This window comes from Agrobacterium bohemicum (assembly GCF_001562555.1).
Classification (GTDB): domain Bacteria; phylum Pseudomonadota; class Alphaproteobacteria; order Rhizobiales; family Rhizobiaceae; genus Agrobacterium; species Agrobacterium bohemicum.
On the sequence record NZ_KQ961032.1, the window covers coordinates 173,561 to 189,911 of the forward strand.

The window sequence follows — 16,351 nt, forward strand, 5'->3', positions numbered from 1 at the left end:
ATCGCGGTTCCAAGGGGCGAAAGATTTACGTGTGTAGAACGTTCGCCGTGCAACCTCACGCCGACAGCTTCAGGCCAATTCCCCAGGGGTCTTTCAGCACGACGCCGTCGCTCTGCCGTTCGGTGTTGATTTCCATTTTGTCGATCGCAGCCAAAGCCTTGTCGAATTCGGCGCGCTCATTGAACTTGAGCGAGTAGCCGGAAAGTCCCGTCATATTCTCGGTCCGGGCCTGCGCGCCACGGCTGTTCCATATGTTGGCCGCGACATGGTGGTGGTAAGCACCGGAGCCGAAGAAGCTGGCACCGGGGTACCGCGCCATGATCTTCAGTCCCAGCACGTCCTGATAAAATGCATCGGCCTTTGGAATGTCGCCCACCTGCAAATGGATGTGGCCAATGGCTGTGCCGTCCGCAGCCTTTGCAAAGGTTGCCTTCGGGGCGCTGTCGTAAAGCGCCTGCAGGTCCAGTCGTTCGGTGGCCATGGCAACGGTGCCATCTGGCTGGTAGGCCCATTCTTCCGGCAATCGGTCGCGGTAGACCTCGATACCGTTGTTCTCAGGATCGGCCAGATAGATCGCTTCGCTGACCAGATGGTCGGAAGCGCCCTGAAGCTGCACATTGTTGTGCGCCACATGTGTCAGCCACAAGGCCAGGTCGCTGCGGCTCGGCATCAGGAAAGCGGTGTGGAAAAGACCAGCCGCGCCGCTGGGCGCTCGCGCTGCGTTCTGCGATGTCGTCAGCGTCAGAAGCGGCTTACCGCTGACGCCCAACACCTGCCCATTCGGGGATTTCTCGATCACCGAGAGACCGATGATCTTCTGGTAGAAATCGGATACCCGGTCCAGATCCCGCACGACGAGATGGGCCTGGCCAACATAGGCGGGCCTTGTCAGCGCAAACTGCTTGTCATCACTCATTCGCTCTACTCCGATTTCCGTGCCACATGCGGCTATTGAAAACCAATATGCGCGCGATCCATCGTTCAGAAAAGATGCTGGTTAGGCGATTCACTGTGCAATATTTGTTGACAATAAAGTGGTTGCAGCTTGATGCGGATCAATTCCCTCCGGGCGCACTTCGTGCAAATATAGCCGCATCGAAAGCAAGAGTAGGATGTGGGAGAGACTGATGTATAGCAAAATCCTCGTTCCGGTCGATCTGAGTGCCATTCACAAATCCGAAACGATACTGAAGAAAGCCGAGGCGCTTCTGGATGAAGGCGGCCAGATCGTGCTGCTGAACGTTGTCGAGGATTTGCCGGGTTATCTCGCCATCGACATGCCGGCAGACCTGATCAAAAATGCGATAGACGACGCACGGCAAAAGCTGGCCGCGTTGCAGCAGACATCGGCGCGTATTGCTTCCGCTGAAATTCGCAGCGGTGCGCCCGCCCGTGAAATTCTGGCTGCGGCGGAAGACCTGGGCGTCGACCTTATTATCATCGCCTCGCACACACCTGATATCACCAACTATTTCATCGGTGCCACAGCCGACAGGGTGGTGCGCCACGCCAAGTGCTCGGTTCTGGTGGATCGTTAGTGGTCGTCTGACGATAGGTTGAAGCACGTTCGACTTTTGCAACACAGGCGAACGCAAAGTGATCATCTTTGTCGCCGCTGGTCTTGTTCCCGTCTCATATTGCCTGCATGATCTGCGAACTATTACGCGGGAACAGATTATGAGCGAGCTTTGGCGCTTCGGACGCCGGTATGACCTTCATGAAATCGTGGCAGACGGCATCGTGCATGGTGTCGGAATCGTCTTCGCGCTGATTGGCGCGACGGCCCTTATCTTTTACGTCACGCTCTGGGATAGCATCAGCGCTATCGCTGCCGTCTGGATCTATGCGCTCGGGCTCGTCCTGTGCCTCTCCATCTCCTTTACCTATAACATCTGGCCGCATTCCAATGTGAAATGGTACCTGCGCAGGCTGGATCACTCGGGCATCTTCATTCTCATTGCCGCAACCTACACGCCTATCCTGCAGCGAGGCATCGAAGATCCTCTGATCGCCGTAACACTCGCGGGCATATGGCTGGCGGCACTGTCCGGCATCATGCTGAAATGTTTTTTCCCGGGCCGGTTCGATCGTCTGACGATCCTGCTTTATCTCTGCATGGGCTGGAGCGGCGTCATGGTGGCAGATCGCCTGTCGTATCACCTGCCACCCCTCAGCCTGTGGCTGATCGTCATCGGCGGCATCATTTATTCCATGGGCGTCATCTTCCATGTATGGGAACGTCTTCGGTTCCAGAATGCCATCTGGCATGGCTTCGTCGTGGTTGCCGCTGCCGTGCATTATACCGCGGTCATGACCAGTTTCAGCATGGCGCCCGTCACCGCGTAAAATCGCTGCACAGTTTTGCGACATGCTTTATGGTTGCCGGACATTGATTTGCAGCGGACATAAAGCATGACAATCGAACTACGCGACGCCACCGCCGAAGACCTTCCCGGCATCATGGACATCTATAACGATGCGGTCTTGAACACGACCGCGATCTGGAACGATATTCTGGTCGATATCGAAAACCGCAAGGAGTGGTTCAAGCTCCGCAAGGATCGCGGTTTCCCTGTCATCGTTGCCGTCAAGGACGGAGCCGTTGCCGGTTATGCATCTTATGGCGATTGGCGCGCCTTCGATGGCTACCGCCACACCCGCGAACATTCCATCTACGTCCAGAAAGATGCACGCGGCTCAGGCATCGGCAAGCTGTTGATGCAGGCGCTGATCGACCACGCCGCCAACAATGACGTTCACGTCCTCATCGGTGCCATCGAAGCAGAAAATACAGCGTCTATCCGTCTTCACGAAGCGCTCGGCTTTCGTGTCGTGGGCCGCTTTTCCGAGGTTGGCACCAAGTTCGGTCGCTGGCTGGACCTGACCTGCATGGAACTCAAGCTTCCCGTGGCATGACGGTTTTCGCGCCGAAACGTTCGCGGTACGCAGCGGGCGTCGTGGAAAACTGCTGCCGAAAATGGTGCCGCAGATTGGCGGCACTGCCGAGACCGCTTGTTTCGGCGATGGCTTCCATGCCCAGCTTCGATGTTTCCAACAAATCCTTTGCCTTGGATAGGCGTTGCAGCAGCAGCCATTTGGCGGGCGTCGTGCCGGTTGCGGCCTCGAACCGGCGCAGAAAGGTGCGGCTGCTCATACCCGCCATGTTTGCCAGCCGCGCCACGGTATAGTCTTCCGTCAGTGTCGCCTGCATCCTGTCCAGCACGGGGCCAAGCCGCGCCTTTTCATGCGCTTCGGGAACCGCCTTGTTGATGAACTGTGCCTGCCCGCCATCGCGGTGCGGCGGCACCACCAGTCGGCGCGCCACCATATTGGCGGCTTTCGCGCCAAAATCCCGGCGGATCAGGTGCAGGCAAAGGTCGATGCCCGCTGCGCTTCCGGCAGACGTCAATACCGTGTCGCTATCAACATACAGCACGTCCGGCAGCACCTCGATCTCGCCGAACCGAGCCTTCAGGGCATCGGTGTAGCGCCAGTGGGTGGTGGCTTGTCGACCATTGAGAAGTCCCGACGCCGCCAGCACGAAGACCCCTGAGCATATGGACAAAAGCCGTGCGCCGTTCTCATGGGCTTGGCGCAAGGCGGCGCATAAATCTTCTGGCACCGGTGCATCGATGCCGCGCCAGCCCGGCACGATGATCGTTCCAGCCTGCGCGATCAGGTCGAGCCCACCATCGGCAGTAAAGCGCACGCCGCCGGTTGCTCGCATCTCGCCTTCATCGACAGCGGCCACTGCGAAGCGATACCAGTCCTCACCCATCTCCGGCCGCGCCAGCCCGAAAACTTCAACGGCCACGCCAAATTCGAATGTGCAAAGGCCGTCATAGGCGAGCGCGACGACGAGGCGGTTGGGTGAGGGCGGTGTGTCGTGTTTTGGCATGATCTTTACGATATATGGCAATCGTGCCATCTGCCAGTTTTTTTCCTGCGGGCGTAAGATCCTTTCAACAGAGGTAAAGGAGACGCCCCATGAGCTACGTCACAGACATTCCCGCCGCACCGTCACAGACCGCCATTGACCATTTTTCACAGCGGCTTTCGCTTGAAACGGATTGTGCAGATGTTTCCGCATCTTTGAGAAACGGAGATCAGGATTTCGTTCTCCTGCACGTCGTCGGTTCTGCTGATATGTTTGCCTCCAGGCACATTCCCGGTGCCACTCACTTGCGGCATGTGGACATGACGCGCGAACGCATGGCGCAGTGGCCGCATGACACCCTGTTCGTGGTCTATTGCGCTGGCCCCCATTGCAACGGCGCCGACCGTGCCGCGCTGAACCTCGCCCGCTTGGGCCGCCCTGTCAAAATCATGATCGGCGGGATCACCGGGTGGGAGGATGAAGGATTCGAATTTGCGTCCAGTCAGGCGGCGTGAGCAAAGAACGGGCGAGGAACGGCGCAACGCCGCTCCTCGCATGTCAAGCGGCCGAAGCAGCACTTTGCTGCCGTTGCAGCGGACCGATGGCCGCCAGCAATTCCGCATCCTCGCCAATCCCAGCATTCGGTGTCGTCAGCAGCGTATCACCGTAGAAGATGGAGTTCGCGCCAGCCATCAGACACAGGATTTGTGCCTCGCGGTTCAGGCTAGAGCGACCTGCGGACAGGCGCACAGTGGAGTGCGGCATGACGATGCGAGCAGTTGCCACCATGCGGACCAGTTCTAGCGGATCGATGCGGGGGCGCTTGGCCAGCGGTGTGCCTTCCACCGGTACCAGCGCATTGATCGGCACACTCTCGGGGTGCGGTGCAAAGCCCGCCAGCACCTGAAGCATGGCCGCGCGGTCTTCAACGCTTTCACCCATGCCGATAATGCCGCCGCAGCAAAGCTCGATGCCCGCCGCCCGCACGGTAGAAAGTGTTTCCAGCCGGTCGTGATAAGTACGGGTGGTAATGATACGGCTGTAAAATTCCGGGCTGGTATCGAGATTGTGGTTATAAGCGGTCAATCCGGCCTTCGCCAGACGTTCCGCCTGGTGCGGTTTGAGCATTCCCAAGGTAACGCAGGCCTCCATGCCAAGGCCGCGCACGCCTGCCACCATCTCTATGACGGCATCGAATTCCTTGCCATCCCGCACCTGTCGCCATGCCGCCCCCATGCAGAAACGCTCGGCACCCGCCGCCTTGGCGGTGGCGGCCATGGCGATCACCGTCTTGGGCTCCATAAGCATGTCGCGAGTGAGGTCCACTTCCCGGTGATGCGCCGATTGCGGGCAATAGGCGCAATTTTCAGGACAGCCACCGGTCTTGATGGATAGCAGGCTTGCCTTTTGCACATGGTTGGGGTCGTGGAACTGTCGGTGCACCGCATTGGCGCGCCCGACCAGTTCCAGCAGCGGCAATTCGTATATTGCCGCAATCTCACCAATGCTCCAGTCGTGGCGGATGATGCCGTCCTGCGCCGTCATGTGTTGCTGTCCACGCGTTCGTGTTTGCTCAGCATGAGAGAACCGAGTGCAACGATGCCGATCTTGACGAGATCGCCCATGAGGAAGGGAAGCACGCCCGCGGCGAGCAGCTTGTCTGCGGGTACATAGAGCGCAAGCCAGGCAATCCCAAGCGCATAGACAACACCGAGACCTGCGAGCATTGCGCCGAAGCGGCCGATGACGCCTTTGCCAGCCGCCAGCCATCCCGTCAGTCCGCAGGCAACGAGATATCCCGCGAGATAACCGCCGGTCGGCCCCATCATATAGGCAATGCCGATGCCCCGTTCCGGCGTGCCTGAAAAAACCGGGAGCCCTGCTGCACCCGCAGCCAGATATCCAACGAAAATGGCGGTGGCCATGCGCGGCCCCAGCACGACCGCAAATCCCAAGGCGGCCATGCTGTGCAGCGTCATCGGAACGGGCCAGAATGGTATCTGAACTTTTGCCGCAAGCGTCATCAAGGCTACGCCTGTTATGACCGTCAAAAATGTCCGGGAGAGTGCGATGCTTTTAGAGGCATCCTGCTTCGAGGCTGAAAAACTCATCTGCGATCCTTAAATTATAGATAATTTGGCGATACAATAAGCTTATGAAAATGGATGATGATGAGTCAAGGCGATAAAATTCATTGATAAACGAATTTTATCTATAAAAATTGAAAACAGAATAGCTTTGTAGATTGTGGGAGTGCTACTCAGACCTGTAAAGACGTGCGGTCACAATAAAAAAGGCCACGCCACCCGGTGGGCGGCGTGGCCTGTTATGCAGATACAAGCAAACTCAATCCTGTGGTTCGAACACCATCGAGTGGCCGTTGATGCAGTAACGCAAACCGGTTGGCGGTGGGCCGTCCGGGAAGACGTGGCCCAGATGTCCATCACAGGTGGCGCAGCGAATTTCCGTACGAACCATGCCGTGAGCCGTGTCGCGCAGTTCGATGACCGCATCCGGTTTGACCGGTTCGAAATAGCTCGGCCAGCCACAACCGGCATCGAATTTCGTGTCGGAGATGAACAGAGGCTCATCGCAGGCGGCGCAACGGTACAAGCCCTTTTCAGTGCTGTTCCAGTAGGGGCCGGTAAACGGGCGTTCCGTGCCGTGTTCGCGCAGAATACGGTATTGATCCGCCGTCAGCTCCTCGCGCCATTGCGCATCGGACTTGGTGATTTTGGGTGATTTGAGATCGCTCATGACGAGATCCTTTCGTTTGTCCCCAAGATAGTGCTTCGACCGCACGGTTAAAAGAGGATGCCGCTTTAGCGGGGGATAAAGACGTTGTGACCTCGGATGCAATCGAAAAGAGTTGAGGCGCATGTCTCCATGCCCTAATTGAGAGATAACAAAACGAGGCCGTAAAAATCGGCAGGGCTGGGAGACAAAATGATAGGAAATGTCACGCTGCTGACATTCATAGTGCTGTTTTTGCCCTTTGTAGCAGCTTTGTGCGCGCCCTTGGCGGTCGGCAGGCTGGGCCATAACGCCGCCTGGTTGCTTGCGCTTGCGCCCGCATTGGCCTTCGTCCACTTCCTTGGCTTCATTCCCGAAATCGCAGCGGGCGAGATCGTCACCGGTGGTTATGCCTGGGTGCCCAGCTTCAATCTCAGCTTTTCGTGGTTCATCGATGGCCTGTCGCTGACCTTTGCACTTCTCATCACCGGCATCGGCACGCTGATCGTCCTTTATGCGGGCGGTTACATGAAAGGCCATCCGCAGCAGGGCCGTTTTCTGGCTTTTCTACTGCTGTTCATGGGTGCGATGCTGGGCGTCGTGGTGTCGGACAGCCTCATGATGCTGTTTGTCTATTGGGAGCTTACCTCGATCACCTCCTTCCTGCTGATTGGCTTTGACCACAGGAAAGAGGCCGCCCGCCGCGCCGCCTTGCAAGCACTGGTGGTCACGGGCGGTGGCGGTCTGGCACTGTTGGCAGGCATCATCTTCATCTGGAACATCAGCGGCACCACGCAGCTTTCCATGCTCGTTCACGGCGATGACGTGCTGCGCCAGAGCCCGTTTTACTTCGCCACTCTGCTTCTGGTTCTAGGGGCAGCCTTTACCAAATCGGCGCAGTTTCCGTTTCACTTCTGGCTGCCCAACGCCATGGAAGCGCCGACGCCGGTGTCGGCCTATCTCCACTCCGCAACCATGGTGAAGGCGGGTGTCTATCTGTTGATGCGGCTCAACCCTGTCATGGGCGACACGGCGGCATGGGAAATCCTGCTGCCCTTCTTCGGCGGGCTGACCATGCTGACTGGCGCGTTTCTCGCCATTCGCCAGACCGATCTGAAACTGATGCTGGCCTATACCACGGTCTCGTCGCTTGGCCTGCTGGTCATGCTAACGGGCTTTGGCACGGAGCATGCCATCGAGGCGGCGGTGCTGTATCTCGTGGCGCATTCGCTGTTCAAGGGTGCGCTGTTCATGGTCGCGGGCATCATTGATCACGAGGCGGGAACGCGGGATGTGACGAAGCTCGGCGGTCTGCGCAAGGCCATGCCTGTCACTTTCGCGGTGGCGATGGCTGCTGCGCTGTCCATGGCAGGCCTGCCACCCTTCCTCGGCTTTCTGGCGAAGGAAGAAATCTATTATGCGCTCGCCCACGCCAATCCCCGTGCCATTCTCTTCACCGGCATCGCCATAACAGGCAACGCCCTGATGCTGGCAATTGCGTTTGCAGTAGCGCTGAAACCCTTCATCGGAAAGCAGGTGAAGACACCGAAACACGCCCACGAAGGCCCGGTCCTGCTTTGGCTCGGCCCCGCCGTTCTGGCGTTTGGCGGTCTGCTTGCAGCGCTGTTTTCTGACGCATTTCATGCCCGCATCTCGACACCCATGGCTACCGCAATTGCCGGAGAGGGCCGCCTCGTTGACATGTCGCTTGTGCCCCATATCGGCATGCCCTTGGTGCTGTCACTCTTTACCGTGGCGCTCGGCGTATTGGTCTATACGAATCTGTGCAAGGCGCGCCAATTCATGACCCGCATGCTGGATGCTGCCGGACCGGGGCCGGACAGGGCGTTCGATGGTATCATCTCAACGCTGGTGAAACTGTCGTTTCACATAACCCGCATGATCCAACCGGGCAGGTTGGAATTTTATGTAACAGTCACCTTCGCCATTATCGCGCTGGTGCTGCTGGTGCCGCTCTTTGCCTATGGCGAGTTGCCCGCCTTGCCGCTCTGGCCAGCGGATATGCAACTGCATGAACTCACCTTCATCATCATCGCCATTATCGGGCTCGTCGCGGTGCTGACGGCGGCAAGCCGTCTGACCGCCATCGTCGCACTTGGCATTCAGGGTTTTGCGGTCGCGATGCTGTTCCTGCTGTTCGGAGCGCCTGATCTGTCGTTCACGCAGTTCATGGTCGAAACGCTGTCGGTGGTCATTCTCACGCTGGTCATGACGCGGTTGCGCCTTTCGCCGTCTGATCACCGCAAGCGAGGTCAGAAACTGCTGGATGGCACCATTGCACTGTCCTGCGGTACGGGCTTTGCGCTGATGCTGCTGAAATCCACCGAACAATCCTTCGATACCAACCTCACGCAGTTCTTCAGCGCCTATTCCAAGCTCATCGCCCATGGAAACAACGTGGTCAACGTCATCATCGTGGATTTCCGTGGCACCGATACGCTGGGCGAAATCGCCGTTGTCATGATCACGGGCCTTGCCATTCTGGCGCTCATCCGCGTCCGCAGCGGCTCGAAACCAAAGGATGAGGGCAGGGCATGAATACGCTGATCTTCCGCACCGTCGCACCTGTCATCGTCAGCCTCATGGTGCTGTTTTCAATCTTCATTCTGCTGCGCGGACACAATGAGCCCGGCGGCGGTTTCATCGGCGGGTTGATTGCGGTTTCGGCACTGGCAATCTTTGCCGTGGCTTACGGCGTTGCCGCGGTGCGCCGCGCCATTGTCTTCCATCCGCTGTCCATCGCAGGCTTCGGCCTTCTGCTCGCCACGCTGTCAGGCATGGCCTCAGTGTTTACAGGCGTGCCATTCATGACAGGTCTGTGGGTCACTCCAAGCCTGGCGGGTTTCGAGGTGCCGCTGGCAACAGTGATGTCCTTCGATATCGGCGTCTATCTCGTCGTGGTCGGCGGCTTCTCGTCTATTGCTCTGGCACTGGAAGAAAGGGACGATAACTGATGGAAGCCGTGTTTTCCGTTCTCGTCGGCGTGTTCTTTTCCGTGGCGATCTATCTCATGCTGTCGCGCCACAGCGTGCGCGTGCTGCTCGGCGTCGCCATTCTTGGCAATGCCGTTAATCTGCTGCTGTTTGCGGCAGGCAGGCTGACACGCGCAGTGCCGCCCATCATCAGTGCTAACGAGGATGTGCTGGCACCGAGCGCCGCCAACCCGTTGCCTCAAGCGCTCATTCTAACGGCCATCGTCATCTCCTTCTGCTTTTTCTGCTTTCTGCTGGTGCTGGTGTGGCGGGCATTTCGAGAGCTGAAAACAGACGACACCAACGAAATGCGCGCCGCAGAACCGCAGCGCGAGCCGCTTCCGCCGCTTGGATATTGAGAAACGGATAAGACACATATGGCCGCTTCCGCTTCTCCCACACTCGATCTTTCCGCTGCGCTCGTCATGCAGCCGACGGCGTTTGCCGACTGGTTGATCGTGTTGCCCGTGGCGCTCTGCATCAGCGTCGGCGCGGTCCTGGTAATGGTCAGGCACTCCACCCGCCTTCACGCGGCAATCGCCATCCTCGGACTGTTCCTGTTGGTTGTCATAGACGCGGTCCTGTTGTGGAAGGTGGCGATCCATGGCCCCTTCACCATGGTCATGGGCCGTTGGTTACCACCCTTCGGCATCGCTTTCACGGCGGATTTGACCGGCGCGGCTTTGGCGCTGGCAGGCGCCATCGCGGCCCTTGCCTGTGCCATCTATGCTATCAGCGATATCGATGACGTCGGTCAGCGCTACGGCTTCTACCCGTTTCTGATGCTGCTGATGGCAGGTGTGAGCGGCGCGTTTCTGACCGGCGATATCTTCAATCTCTACGTCTGGTTCGAAGTGTTGCTGATTTCGTCCTTCGGCCTCATCGTTCTGGGCTCGACGAAAGAGCAGATCGATGGCGCGTTGAAATATGCCGTTCTCAATCTCATCGGCACCACGCTGTTTCTCATCACCGTCGGTTATCTCTATGCCATCTTCAGCACCCTCAACATGGCCGATATCAGCAGGCGCGTGACAACGGTGGATAGTGAAGCGCCGCTGATGACGCTGGCTGCCCTCTTCACGCTGGCATTTGCCATGAAGGCAGCGGCGTTTCCGGTTAATTTCTGGCTGCCTGCTTCTTATCATACGCCTAAAATCGTCGTGTCCGCTCTGTTCGGTGGTCTCTTGACGAAGGTCGGAATCTACGCGCTGCTGCGCGTCATGATCATGTTGTTTCCGGTGCAGCGTGAAGAACTGAGCTTTGTCATCGCCATCGTGGCGGCACTCACCATGATCCTCGGTGCCATGGGCGCGTTGGCGCAGAACGACATCAGGCGTATGCTGGGCTATGTCGTCATTTCCGGCATCGGCACCCTGCTGGCAGGTGTCGCCATCGGCTCACCATCCGCCATCGGGGGCGTCGTCTTCTATGCGCTGAATTCCGTGGTGGTCATGACGGCGCTCTACCTTGTCATCGGTCACGCCGCGCGCCTCGGCGGGGCATGGACATTGTCCGACCTCAGTGGCCTATACGCCAGGGCACCGTGGTTTTCAGGGCTGGCTCTCGCGTTGTTTTTCGCAGGCTCCGGCCTGCCGCCATTTTCCGGCTTCTGGCCAAAGGCCATGCTGACGAAATCCGCCATCGACATCGGCGCCTGGTGGCTGGCGGCCTCGATCCTCATTTCCGGCTTCCTCTGCACCATCGCTTTCGCCCGCATCTTTCTGCTGTGCTTCTGGCGTCCATCGCCTGCGGGCATGAAGGCCGTGGTAGCTGATACCAATCCGCCAAGCTTCGCGCCGGTGGTGGCGCTGACACTTGTTATCATCGGGGTTGGGCTGTTTCCCGAACAGATCATGAAGCTCAGCCAGCAGGCGGCGGATGGCCTGTCCGATCCATCAGCCTATATCCGTTCCGTCTTCCCAGAAGGGACTGCCAGATGAGCCGATATCCTCTTGGTGCGCTGTTCGTCGTCGTTTGGCTCGCTATTTCCGGCAGTTTTACCATCCCCAATATGCTGCTGGGGGTGCTGGTCGCCGCCCTGTCGCTCGCCCTTGTCCGCGGCCAGTTGAAAGACACCCAAACCTATTGGAGACGCGTTCCCGCCATTCTGGCTCTAGCCTTGCTGTTCTTCAAGGAGCTTGCGCTGTCGGCATGGACGGTGGCCTTGCTGGTCATCAAGCCGAAGATCATGCTCAAGCCCGGAATATTCGCCTATCCCCTGAGGCTCACCAGCGATTTCGAGATCACCCTGTTGGCCAACCTCATCACGCTGACACCCGGCACACTCTCCGTAGATGTCTCCGAAGATCGTGCCATTCTCTACGTCCACGCCCTGGATTGTAGCGATATTGCCGCCACCAAGCGGTCGATCGCCCAAGGTTTCGAGAGGAAGATCATGGAGGCGTTTCGCAAATGACACCGGAATCACTGGTCTCGATGGCGACCATCGCCGCCTCCCTTATTCTTTCCGTGGCCTTCCTGTTGACTGTGTACCGCGTCATCATTGGCCCAACGCTACCGGACAGGGTTATCGCGCTGGATATGCTCGTCGGCATCGCCACGGGCTTTATCGCCGTCATCGCTATCCGCACCGGCTTTGATCTCTATGTCGATATTGCTCTGTCCCTGTGCCTCGTCGGCTTTCTTGCAACGGTTGCATTTGCGCGGTTCGTGCTTTCGCGCAAGGCAACGCCAGGGACATACGGCGCAGGTGGACTTGATGGCACCGAGGGGTTGCCGGCAACTGCCAAGTCCCGACGGAAAAAGTCCGCCAAGACGACAGGCAGGAGACAGAGAAAATGAGTTGGTTCGTTGCTTTACCCGTTGTCGTTTTATTGCTCGGCGGATCGTTGTTCTCATTGGCTGCGGCCGTGGGAATAAACCGCTTTCCCGACCTTTATACTCGCATGCATGCTGCGTCGAAGGCTGGAACTGTTGGTTCGGGTCTTCTTCTTCTCGCGGTCGGTATCAATTCACTTGAAGTTTCTATTCTGGCGCGCTCTCTGGCTGCATTCTGTTTTGTTGTGTTGACTGCCCCAGTATCCGCACATTTGCTTGCCAAAGCTGCTTACCAGATGGGATATCGCTTATCAGCAACGACGGATATCGATGAGTTTAAAGCAGACCGTAAGTTGAATTGACATGTTGCTCTGCGGTTAACTTCGTTGCCGTTCAGACATACATCCTTATTTTGTTACCTGTGATTTCTTATAGATAGAATATCCATTTCTTGCTCTGAAATAGTAATAATAATAATTGGACTTTTTTTGGTTTGGTGCTATCCACAACAGGTAAAGAAGCTAACGTTGATTTGCGTTCTGCGTGATTGATAATCCGGTCGACCATTTTACTGATGGCTAAACTATCTCTTTCGGAGAGTGTCTGGATATCTTTTCCGTTTGACGCAGTTGCTGCAAGAAGTCTCGGCTCTCTCTGTGTAGATCGCAGAAGTAGCTTTGCTTTTAGCGAATGCAGATCAGTGGGCTTGGGGTTAACTTCAGTTTACTGGCAGGCGGCCCGCGCCGATGCCAGGGAAGACATGATTAGGAGACACTTATATGACTGAAACTACATACGGCGGCGCTCAGGATCTGCTGGTCGAGCTGACTGCGGATATCGTTGCTGCCTATGTTAGCCACCACGTCGTTCCGGTCACGGAGCTTCCCGGCCTTATTTCGGATGTTCATACAGCGCTCAGCGGCACCTCCACGCCCGTCGTGCCCGCCGTGAATGTTGAAAAGCAGAAGCCTGCGGTGTCTGTCCGTAAATCGGTTCAGGATGACCAGATCATCTGCCTGGAATGCGGCGGCTCTTTCAAGTCGCTCAAGCGTCACCTTACGACGCATCACAGCATCACACCGGAAGAGTATCGCGAGAAGTGGGACCTGCCGGTGGATTACCCGATGGTCGCCCCCGCCTATGCAGAAGCGCGTTCGCGCCTCGCAAAGGAAATGGGCCTTGGCCAGCGCCGCAAAGCTGCACGCTGAATTCGCCTCATTGGTAAATGTCAAAAGCCGGTCCCTGTGACCGGCTTTTTTTATGGCTACCCGGAGAGTTATATTCGCCCCTCCCGGATTTTAGGAAGTTAGTCCAGTATTCATCCGTATATTTTTACATCTCTGGCTGGATTGCGTACGACTTCATCGTGATATATGAATTAATTCCTATTTTATGAGGAGTGATGTTCATGCCCGTGAGTCTCCAGCCATCAGGACCGATATCGACCGTCGGTCATCGTTTTTTCGCCTGCCACGCCGTTCCGTCATCATCAGTACCCGCGTCGCATCGTATGGCGTGCCAGCAGGTGCGCCAGATAACCTGCACGGTCTTCGCGGACATCGTCGATCGTGAGATGGTCCGCCGCGACCGGCGCCATGCCATGTCCCACATCCGCCAGATCGCGCTCTATGTCAGCCATGTCGCTTTGTCCCTGCCTTTGTGGGAGGTGGCAATCTGCTTCGGTCGGGATCGTTCCACTGCCAGCATCACCTGCCAGCGGGTGGAAGACCGCCGTGATGATCCCGGTTTCGACGCTTTCGTCACAGCCGTCGAGCAGGCGGTACAGCCCGTTCTCGAAACACTTCAGGCAGGTGCAGAATGACAGAGAATGGAGAACGCGGGCTCGTGCGCCTGCTGCGTTTCATCGGGAACGGACCTGCGCAGGTCAGGGATGTCGGCGATGACTTCGAAATCACCATTGAGGGCGCAGCAGCATCTCGGAAAGTCGGAAAAATCGCAATGAAACAAGCGATTTCTACCGGTTTATTGCGGAAGGAAGGGAACACGCTTTACGTTCAGGACACCGCAAGAGCCTTCATCAAACGCGCGATGGTCAAGGAACGGGACGAAATCTTTCAGGAACAGCATCGCCTGTGCGAAGTCGTCTCCGTGGAAATTGAAGGTGAGCGTTACAATGCAAAGCGCAACGAATTGTCATCACCAATGCTTGCACTTTCACGATTGAAAGACCGCGATGGCCAAGGCTTCTTTTCCGCCGATGCGCTTGAGGCAGGTGAACGGCTGGCCAGCGACTTCCACCGCGGCCACCTCAGCCCCCGCATCACCGCATCCTGGGAGCCGCGTCTTGCGAAGCGAGGCAAGGGGCAGTCGAATGGCGCGCAGGACATAAGCGATACCGCGATGTCCGCCCGCATGCGGTTTTCCACGGCAGCAGAGGCGATGGGCCCGGAACTGGCAGGTGTCGCCATCGACGTCTGCTGTTTCGAAAAGGGTCTGGAACTGGTGGAGCGCGAACGTCAATGGCCTGTCCGCTCGGCCAAACTCATGCTGCGCACCGCACTTCTGGCTCTGGCCAGACACTACTCACCACCGCCACCCACCACCCGCAAACGCGAAACGCATCATTGGGGCGCGGAGGGATATCGGCCGGTGGTGTAGCCGCCGTCTGTAACATATCAAGCAGCCAGCACTTGTGCTTCGGCCCTGATACGGTTGACCATGGAGCGAAGGCCGTTGGCGCGTTGGGAGGACAGGTGTTCGACGAGACCGATCTTGCTGAACACGTCGATGGCATCGAGGGCGGCGATGTCGGAGGCTTTTTTGCCGGAATAGACGGCCAGCACGATGGCGACGAGGCCGCGCACGATGTGGGCGTCGGAATCGCCTTCGAAGGTCAGAACAGGATCACTGTCGTTATCGCTATGGCTGACAACCCAGACCTGGCTCGCGCAGCCCTGCACCTTGTTTTCAGCGATCTTCTTTTCGGCGGCCAAATCCGGCAGCTCTTTGCCGAGTTCGATCACATAGCGATAGCGATCCTCCCAGTCATCAAGAAAGGCAAAGTCGTCCATGATCTTGTCGAGAGAGGCCATTTATCCGTTATCCGTTCGTTTCAGGCTGCATGCTTGCTTCCTCATTCCTATGACAGGCACAGGATGAGGTGAGTGAGACCTACCGTCGCTTTAACCTCGATATAGGCCAAACCATCCCCGAATTGAACCGCCATGCTGACGAAAAAAAGCCCTGCGACGAACGTTGTTCATGCAGGGCTTTGAGAGTCGGGCAGTCAGGCGGCTCAGTGATGAGCCGCAAGTTGTGAAAAAAGGAAATCTTCAGAGCGCGGGGCGGCGCTGTGGCAGGGGGACGTAGGGCTGGGATTTGATGGTGCCGGTCTTGATGTCATCGCTCTCCTGCGCAACATCCACAGTGGCTGCGGGGATGGTAACGGCGGGTGCTGCGGCATCCGCAAGCTTTGCAGGCTCTTCGCTGCCAGCCAGTTGCGCGTCTATCAGTTGATAGGCAACCTTTGCGCCTTCACGGGCTCTTTCACCCAGGGCATGAAATGTTTCCGCGCCCTTGACGCAGACATCCGGTTTTTCCACGCAGATGGCACTGACGTAACGATAGGCTTCGCTGGCTGCCGAAACGGCGCCGGCGACGTTCATCTGCGATGTCTGCGAATTGCTGTCGCTCGAACTACCGAAGTAGGACAGCGCCACCAGAACCAGCGAAAAGAAGATCGATGACTTGATCAAAAACCACATTGTGAAACTACCCTGTTTAACCGTCGCCCTTTTCGGGTCATCCGTGTTTGCCCTGTTCTCCGGGCTTGGCATCACCCTATCCCCAACAGACCAACAGCGATTTGCAAAAACCGGCAGAATTTAATTCAAATTGTAGCTATTTGTTCCGTCGCAGGATCGAAGATCGTATTTCGTTAGAGTTTTAACTGTTGATGTTAAGCATAATTGCGGCGGTCCCCAACAAATGCAGGGGATAGCGCCGGTGC

Annotated in this window: 21 protein-coding genes; 14 read left to right on the forward strand and 7 right to left on the reverse strand. The window is 57.4% G+C overall.

Annotation, left to right across the window (positions count from 1 at the left end):
- Positions 1-55: 55 nt before the first annotated feature.
- Positions 56-916, reverse strand: coding sequence for a VOC family protein (locus ATO67_RS16815; protein WP_067651852.1), 861 nt, complete (start codon positions 914-916; stop codon positions 56-58).
- 211 nt (positions 917-1,127) lie between these two features.
- On the opposite strand from ATO67_RS16815, the gene ATO67_RS16820 reads away from it, so the two are divergent.
- From ATO67_RS16820 to ATO67_RS16830, 3 genes are all read left to right on the forward strand, one after another.
- On the forward strand, positions 1,128-1,538 hold the full coding sequence (locus tag ATO67_RS16820) for a universal stress protein (protein WP_067651855.1): 411 nt from the start codon (positions 1,128-1,130) through the stop codon (positions 1,536-1,538).
- A 139-nt stretch (positions 1,539-1,677) separates the two neighbouring features.
- Positions 1,678-2,346: a PAQR family membrane homeostasis protein TrhA gene (gene trhA / locus ATO67_RS16825; protein WP_067651858.1), complete on the forward strand. Its 669-nt coding sequence runs from the start codon at positions 1,678-1,680 to the stop codon at positions 2,344-2,346.
- A gap of 66 nt (positions 2,347-2,412) precedes the next feature.
- The gene (locus tag ATO67_RS16830; RefSeq protein ID WP_067651860.1) at positions 2,413-2,916 is read left to right on the forward strand and encodes a GNAT family N-acetyltransferase; all 504 of its coding nucleotides are present in this window, start codon (positions 2,413-2,415) and stop codon (positions 2,914-2,916) included.
- Here the strand turns inward: ATO67_RS16830 and ftrA are convergent.
- Positions 2,897-3,928 (reverse strand): transcriptional regulator FtrA, encoded by a 1,032-nt coding sequence (ftrA, locus tag ATO67_RS16835; protein ID WP_082760305.1) that lies wholly within the window; start codon positions 3,926-3,928, stop codon positions 2,897-2,899. The genes ATO67_RS16830 and ftrA overlap by 20 nt on opposite strands.
- A 59-nt stretch (positions 3,929-3,987) precedes the next feature.
- On the opposite strand from ftrA, the gene ATO67_RS16840 reads away from it, so the two are divergent.
- Positions 3,988-4,392 (forward strand): rhodanese-like domain-containing protein, encoded by a 405-nt coding sequence (locus tag ATO67_RS16840; RefSeq protein ID WP_067651863.1) that lies wholly within the window; start codon positions 3,988-3,990, stop codon positions 4,390-4,392.
- A 43-nt stretch (positions 4,393-4,435) separates the two neighbouring features.
- Here ATO67_RS16840 and bioB read toward each other — a convergent pair whose 3' ends face one another.
- The 3 genes from bioB to msrB all read right to left on the reverse strand — a co-directional run bounded on the left by bioB (position 4,436) and on the right by msrB (position 6,634).
- Positions 4,436-5,422 carry a biotin synthase BioB gene (gene bioB, locus ATO67_RS16845; RefSeq protein ID WP_067651865.1) on the reverse strand — a complete coding sequence of 329 codons (987 nt, stop codon included), beginning with the start codon at positions 5,420-5,422 and terminating at the stop codon, positions 4,436-4,438.
- Entirely contained in the window at positions 5,419-5,988 is a 570-nt protein-coding gene (locus tag ATO67_RS16850; RefSeq protein WP_067651869.1) for a biotin transporter BioY, read from the reverse strand. The genes bioB and ATO67_RS16850 overlap by 4 nt, the downstream gene beginning before the upstream one ends.
- A gap of 235 nt (positions 5,989-6,223) precedes the next feature.
- Positions 6,224-6,634, reverse strand: a complete 411-nt coding sequence (gene msrB, locus ATO67_RS16855; protein ID WP_067651872.1) for a peptide-methionine (R)-S-oxide reductase MsrB — start codon at positions 6,632-6,634, stop codon at positions 6,224-6,226.
- A gap of 189 nt (positions 6,635-6,823) precedes the next feature.
- Between msrB and ATO67_RS16860 the strand changes: the two genes are divergently transcribed.
- The 10 genes from ATO67_RS16860 to ATO67_RS16905 all read left to right on the forward strand — a co-directional run bounded on the left by ATO67_RS16860 (position 6,824) and on the right by ATO67_RS16905 (position 15,000).
- Complete coding sequence (locus ATO67_RS16860; RefSeq protein ID WP_067651875.1) at positions 6,824-9,169, forward strand: putative monovalent cation/H+ antiporter subunit A; 2,346 nt, start codon at positions 6,824-6,826, stop codon at positions 9,167-9,169.
- On the forward strand, positions 9,166-9,585 hold the full coding sequence (locus ATO67_RS16865; RefSeq protein WP_067651878.1) for a Na(+)/H(+) antiporter subunit B: 420 nt from the start codon (positions 9,166-9,168) through the stop codon (positions 9,583-9,585). Before ATO67_RS16860 ends, ATO67_RS16865 begins: the two co-directional genes overlap by 4 nt.
- Positions 9,585-9,962 (forward strand): Na+/H+ antiporter subunit C, encoded by a 378-nt coding sequence (locus ATO67_RS16870; RefSeq protein ID WP_067651881.1) that lies wholly within the window; start codon positions 9,585-9,587, stop codon positions 9,960-9,962. Before ATO67_RS16865 ends, ATO67_RS16870 begins: the two co-directional genes overlap by 1 nt.
- A gap of 18 nt (positions 9,963-9,980) precedes the next feature.
- Complete coding sequence (locus tag ATO67_RS16875; RefSeq protein ID WP_067651884.1) at positions 9,981-11,543, forward strand: Na+/H+ antiporter subunit D; 1,563 nt, start codon at positions 9,981-9,983, stop codon at positions 11,541-11,543.
- On the forward strand, positions 11,540-12,019 hold the full coding sequence (locus tag ATO67_RS16880; protein WP_067651887.1) for a Na+/H+ antiporter subunit E: 480 nt from the start codon (positions 11,540-11,542) through the stop codon (positions 12,017-12,019). Before ATO67_RS16875 ends, ATO67_RS16880 begins: the two co-directional genes overlap by 4 nt.
- Positions 12,016-12,405 (forward strand): cation:proton antiporter, encoded by a 390-nt coding sequence (locus tag ATO67_RS16885; protein ID WP_082760306.1) that lies wholly within the window; start codon positions 12,016-12,018, stop codon positions 12,403-12,405. The genes ATO67_RS16880 and ATO67_RS16885 overlap by 4 nt, the downstream gene beginning before the upstream one ends.
- Positions 12,402-12,743, forward strand: coding sequence for a monovalent cation/H(+) antiporter subunit G (gene mnhG, locus ATO67_RS16890; RefSeq protein ID WP_067651890.1), 342 nt, complete (start codon positions 12,402-12,404; stop codon positions 12,741-12,743). The genes ATO67_RS16885 and mnhG overlap by 4 nt, the downstream gene beginning before the upstream one ends.
- 417 nt (positions 12,744-13,160) lie before the next feature.
- Positions 13,161-13,589: a Ros/MucR family transcriptional regulator gene (locus ATO67_RS16895; RefSeq protein ID WP_067651892.1), complete on the forward strand. Its 429-nt coding sequence runs from the start codon at positions 13,161-13,163 to the stop codon at positions 13,587-13,589.
- 200 nt (positions 13,590-13,789) lie between these two features.
- Positions 13,790-14,203, forward strand: a complete 414-nt coding sequence (locus ATO67_RS16900; RefSeq protein WP_157940899.1) for a hypothetical protein — start codon at positions 13,790-13,792, stop codon at positions 14,201-14,203.
- Complete coding sequence (locus ATO67_RS16905; protein WP_067651895.1) at positions 14,200-15,000, forward strand: DUF6456 domain-containing protein; 801 nt, start codon at positions 14,200-14,202, stop codon at positions 14,998-15,000. Before ATO67_RS16900 ends, ATO67_RS16905 begins: the two co-directional genes overlap by 4 nt.
- A gap of 17 nt (positions 15,001-15,017) precedes the next feature.
- Here ATO67_RS16905 and ATO67_RS16910 read toward each other — a convergent pair whose 3' ends face one another.
- Positions 15,018-15,434, reverse strand: coding sequence for a SufE family protein (locus ATO67_RS16910; protein WP_067651898.1), 417 nt, complete (start codon positions 15,432-15,434; stop codon positions 15,018-15,020).
- Positions 15,435-15,674: 240 nt separating this feature from the next.
- Entirely contained in the window at positions 15,675-16,106 is a 432-nt protein-coding gene (locus ATO67_RS16915) for a DUF5330 domain-containing protein (protein WP_067651902.1), read from the reverse strand.
- Positions 16,107-16,351 lie beyond the last annotated feature (245 nt).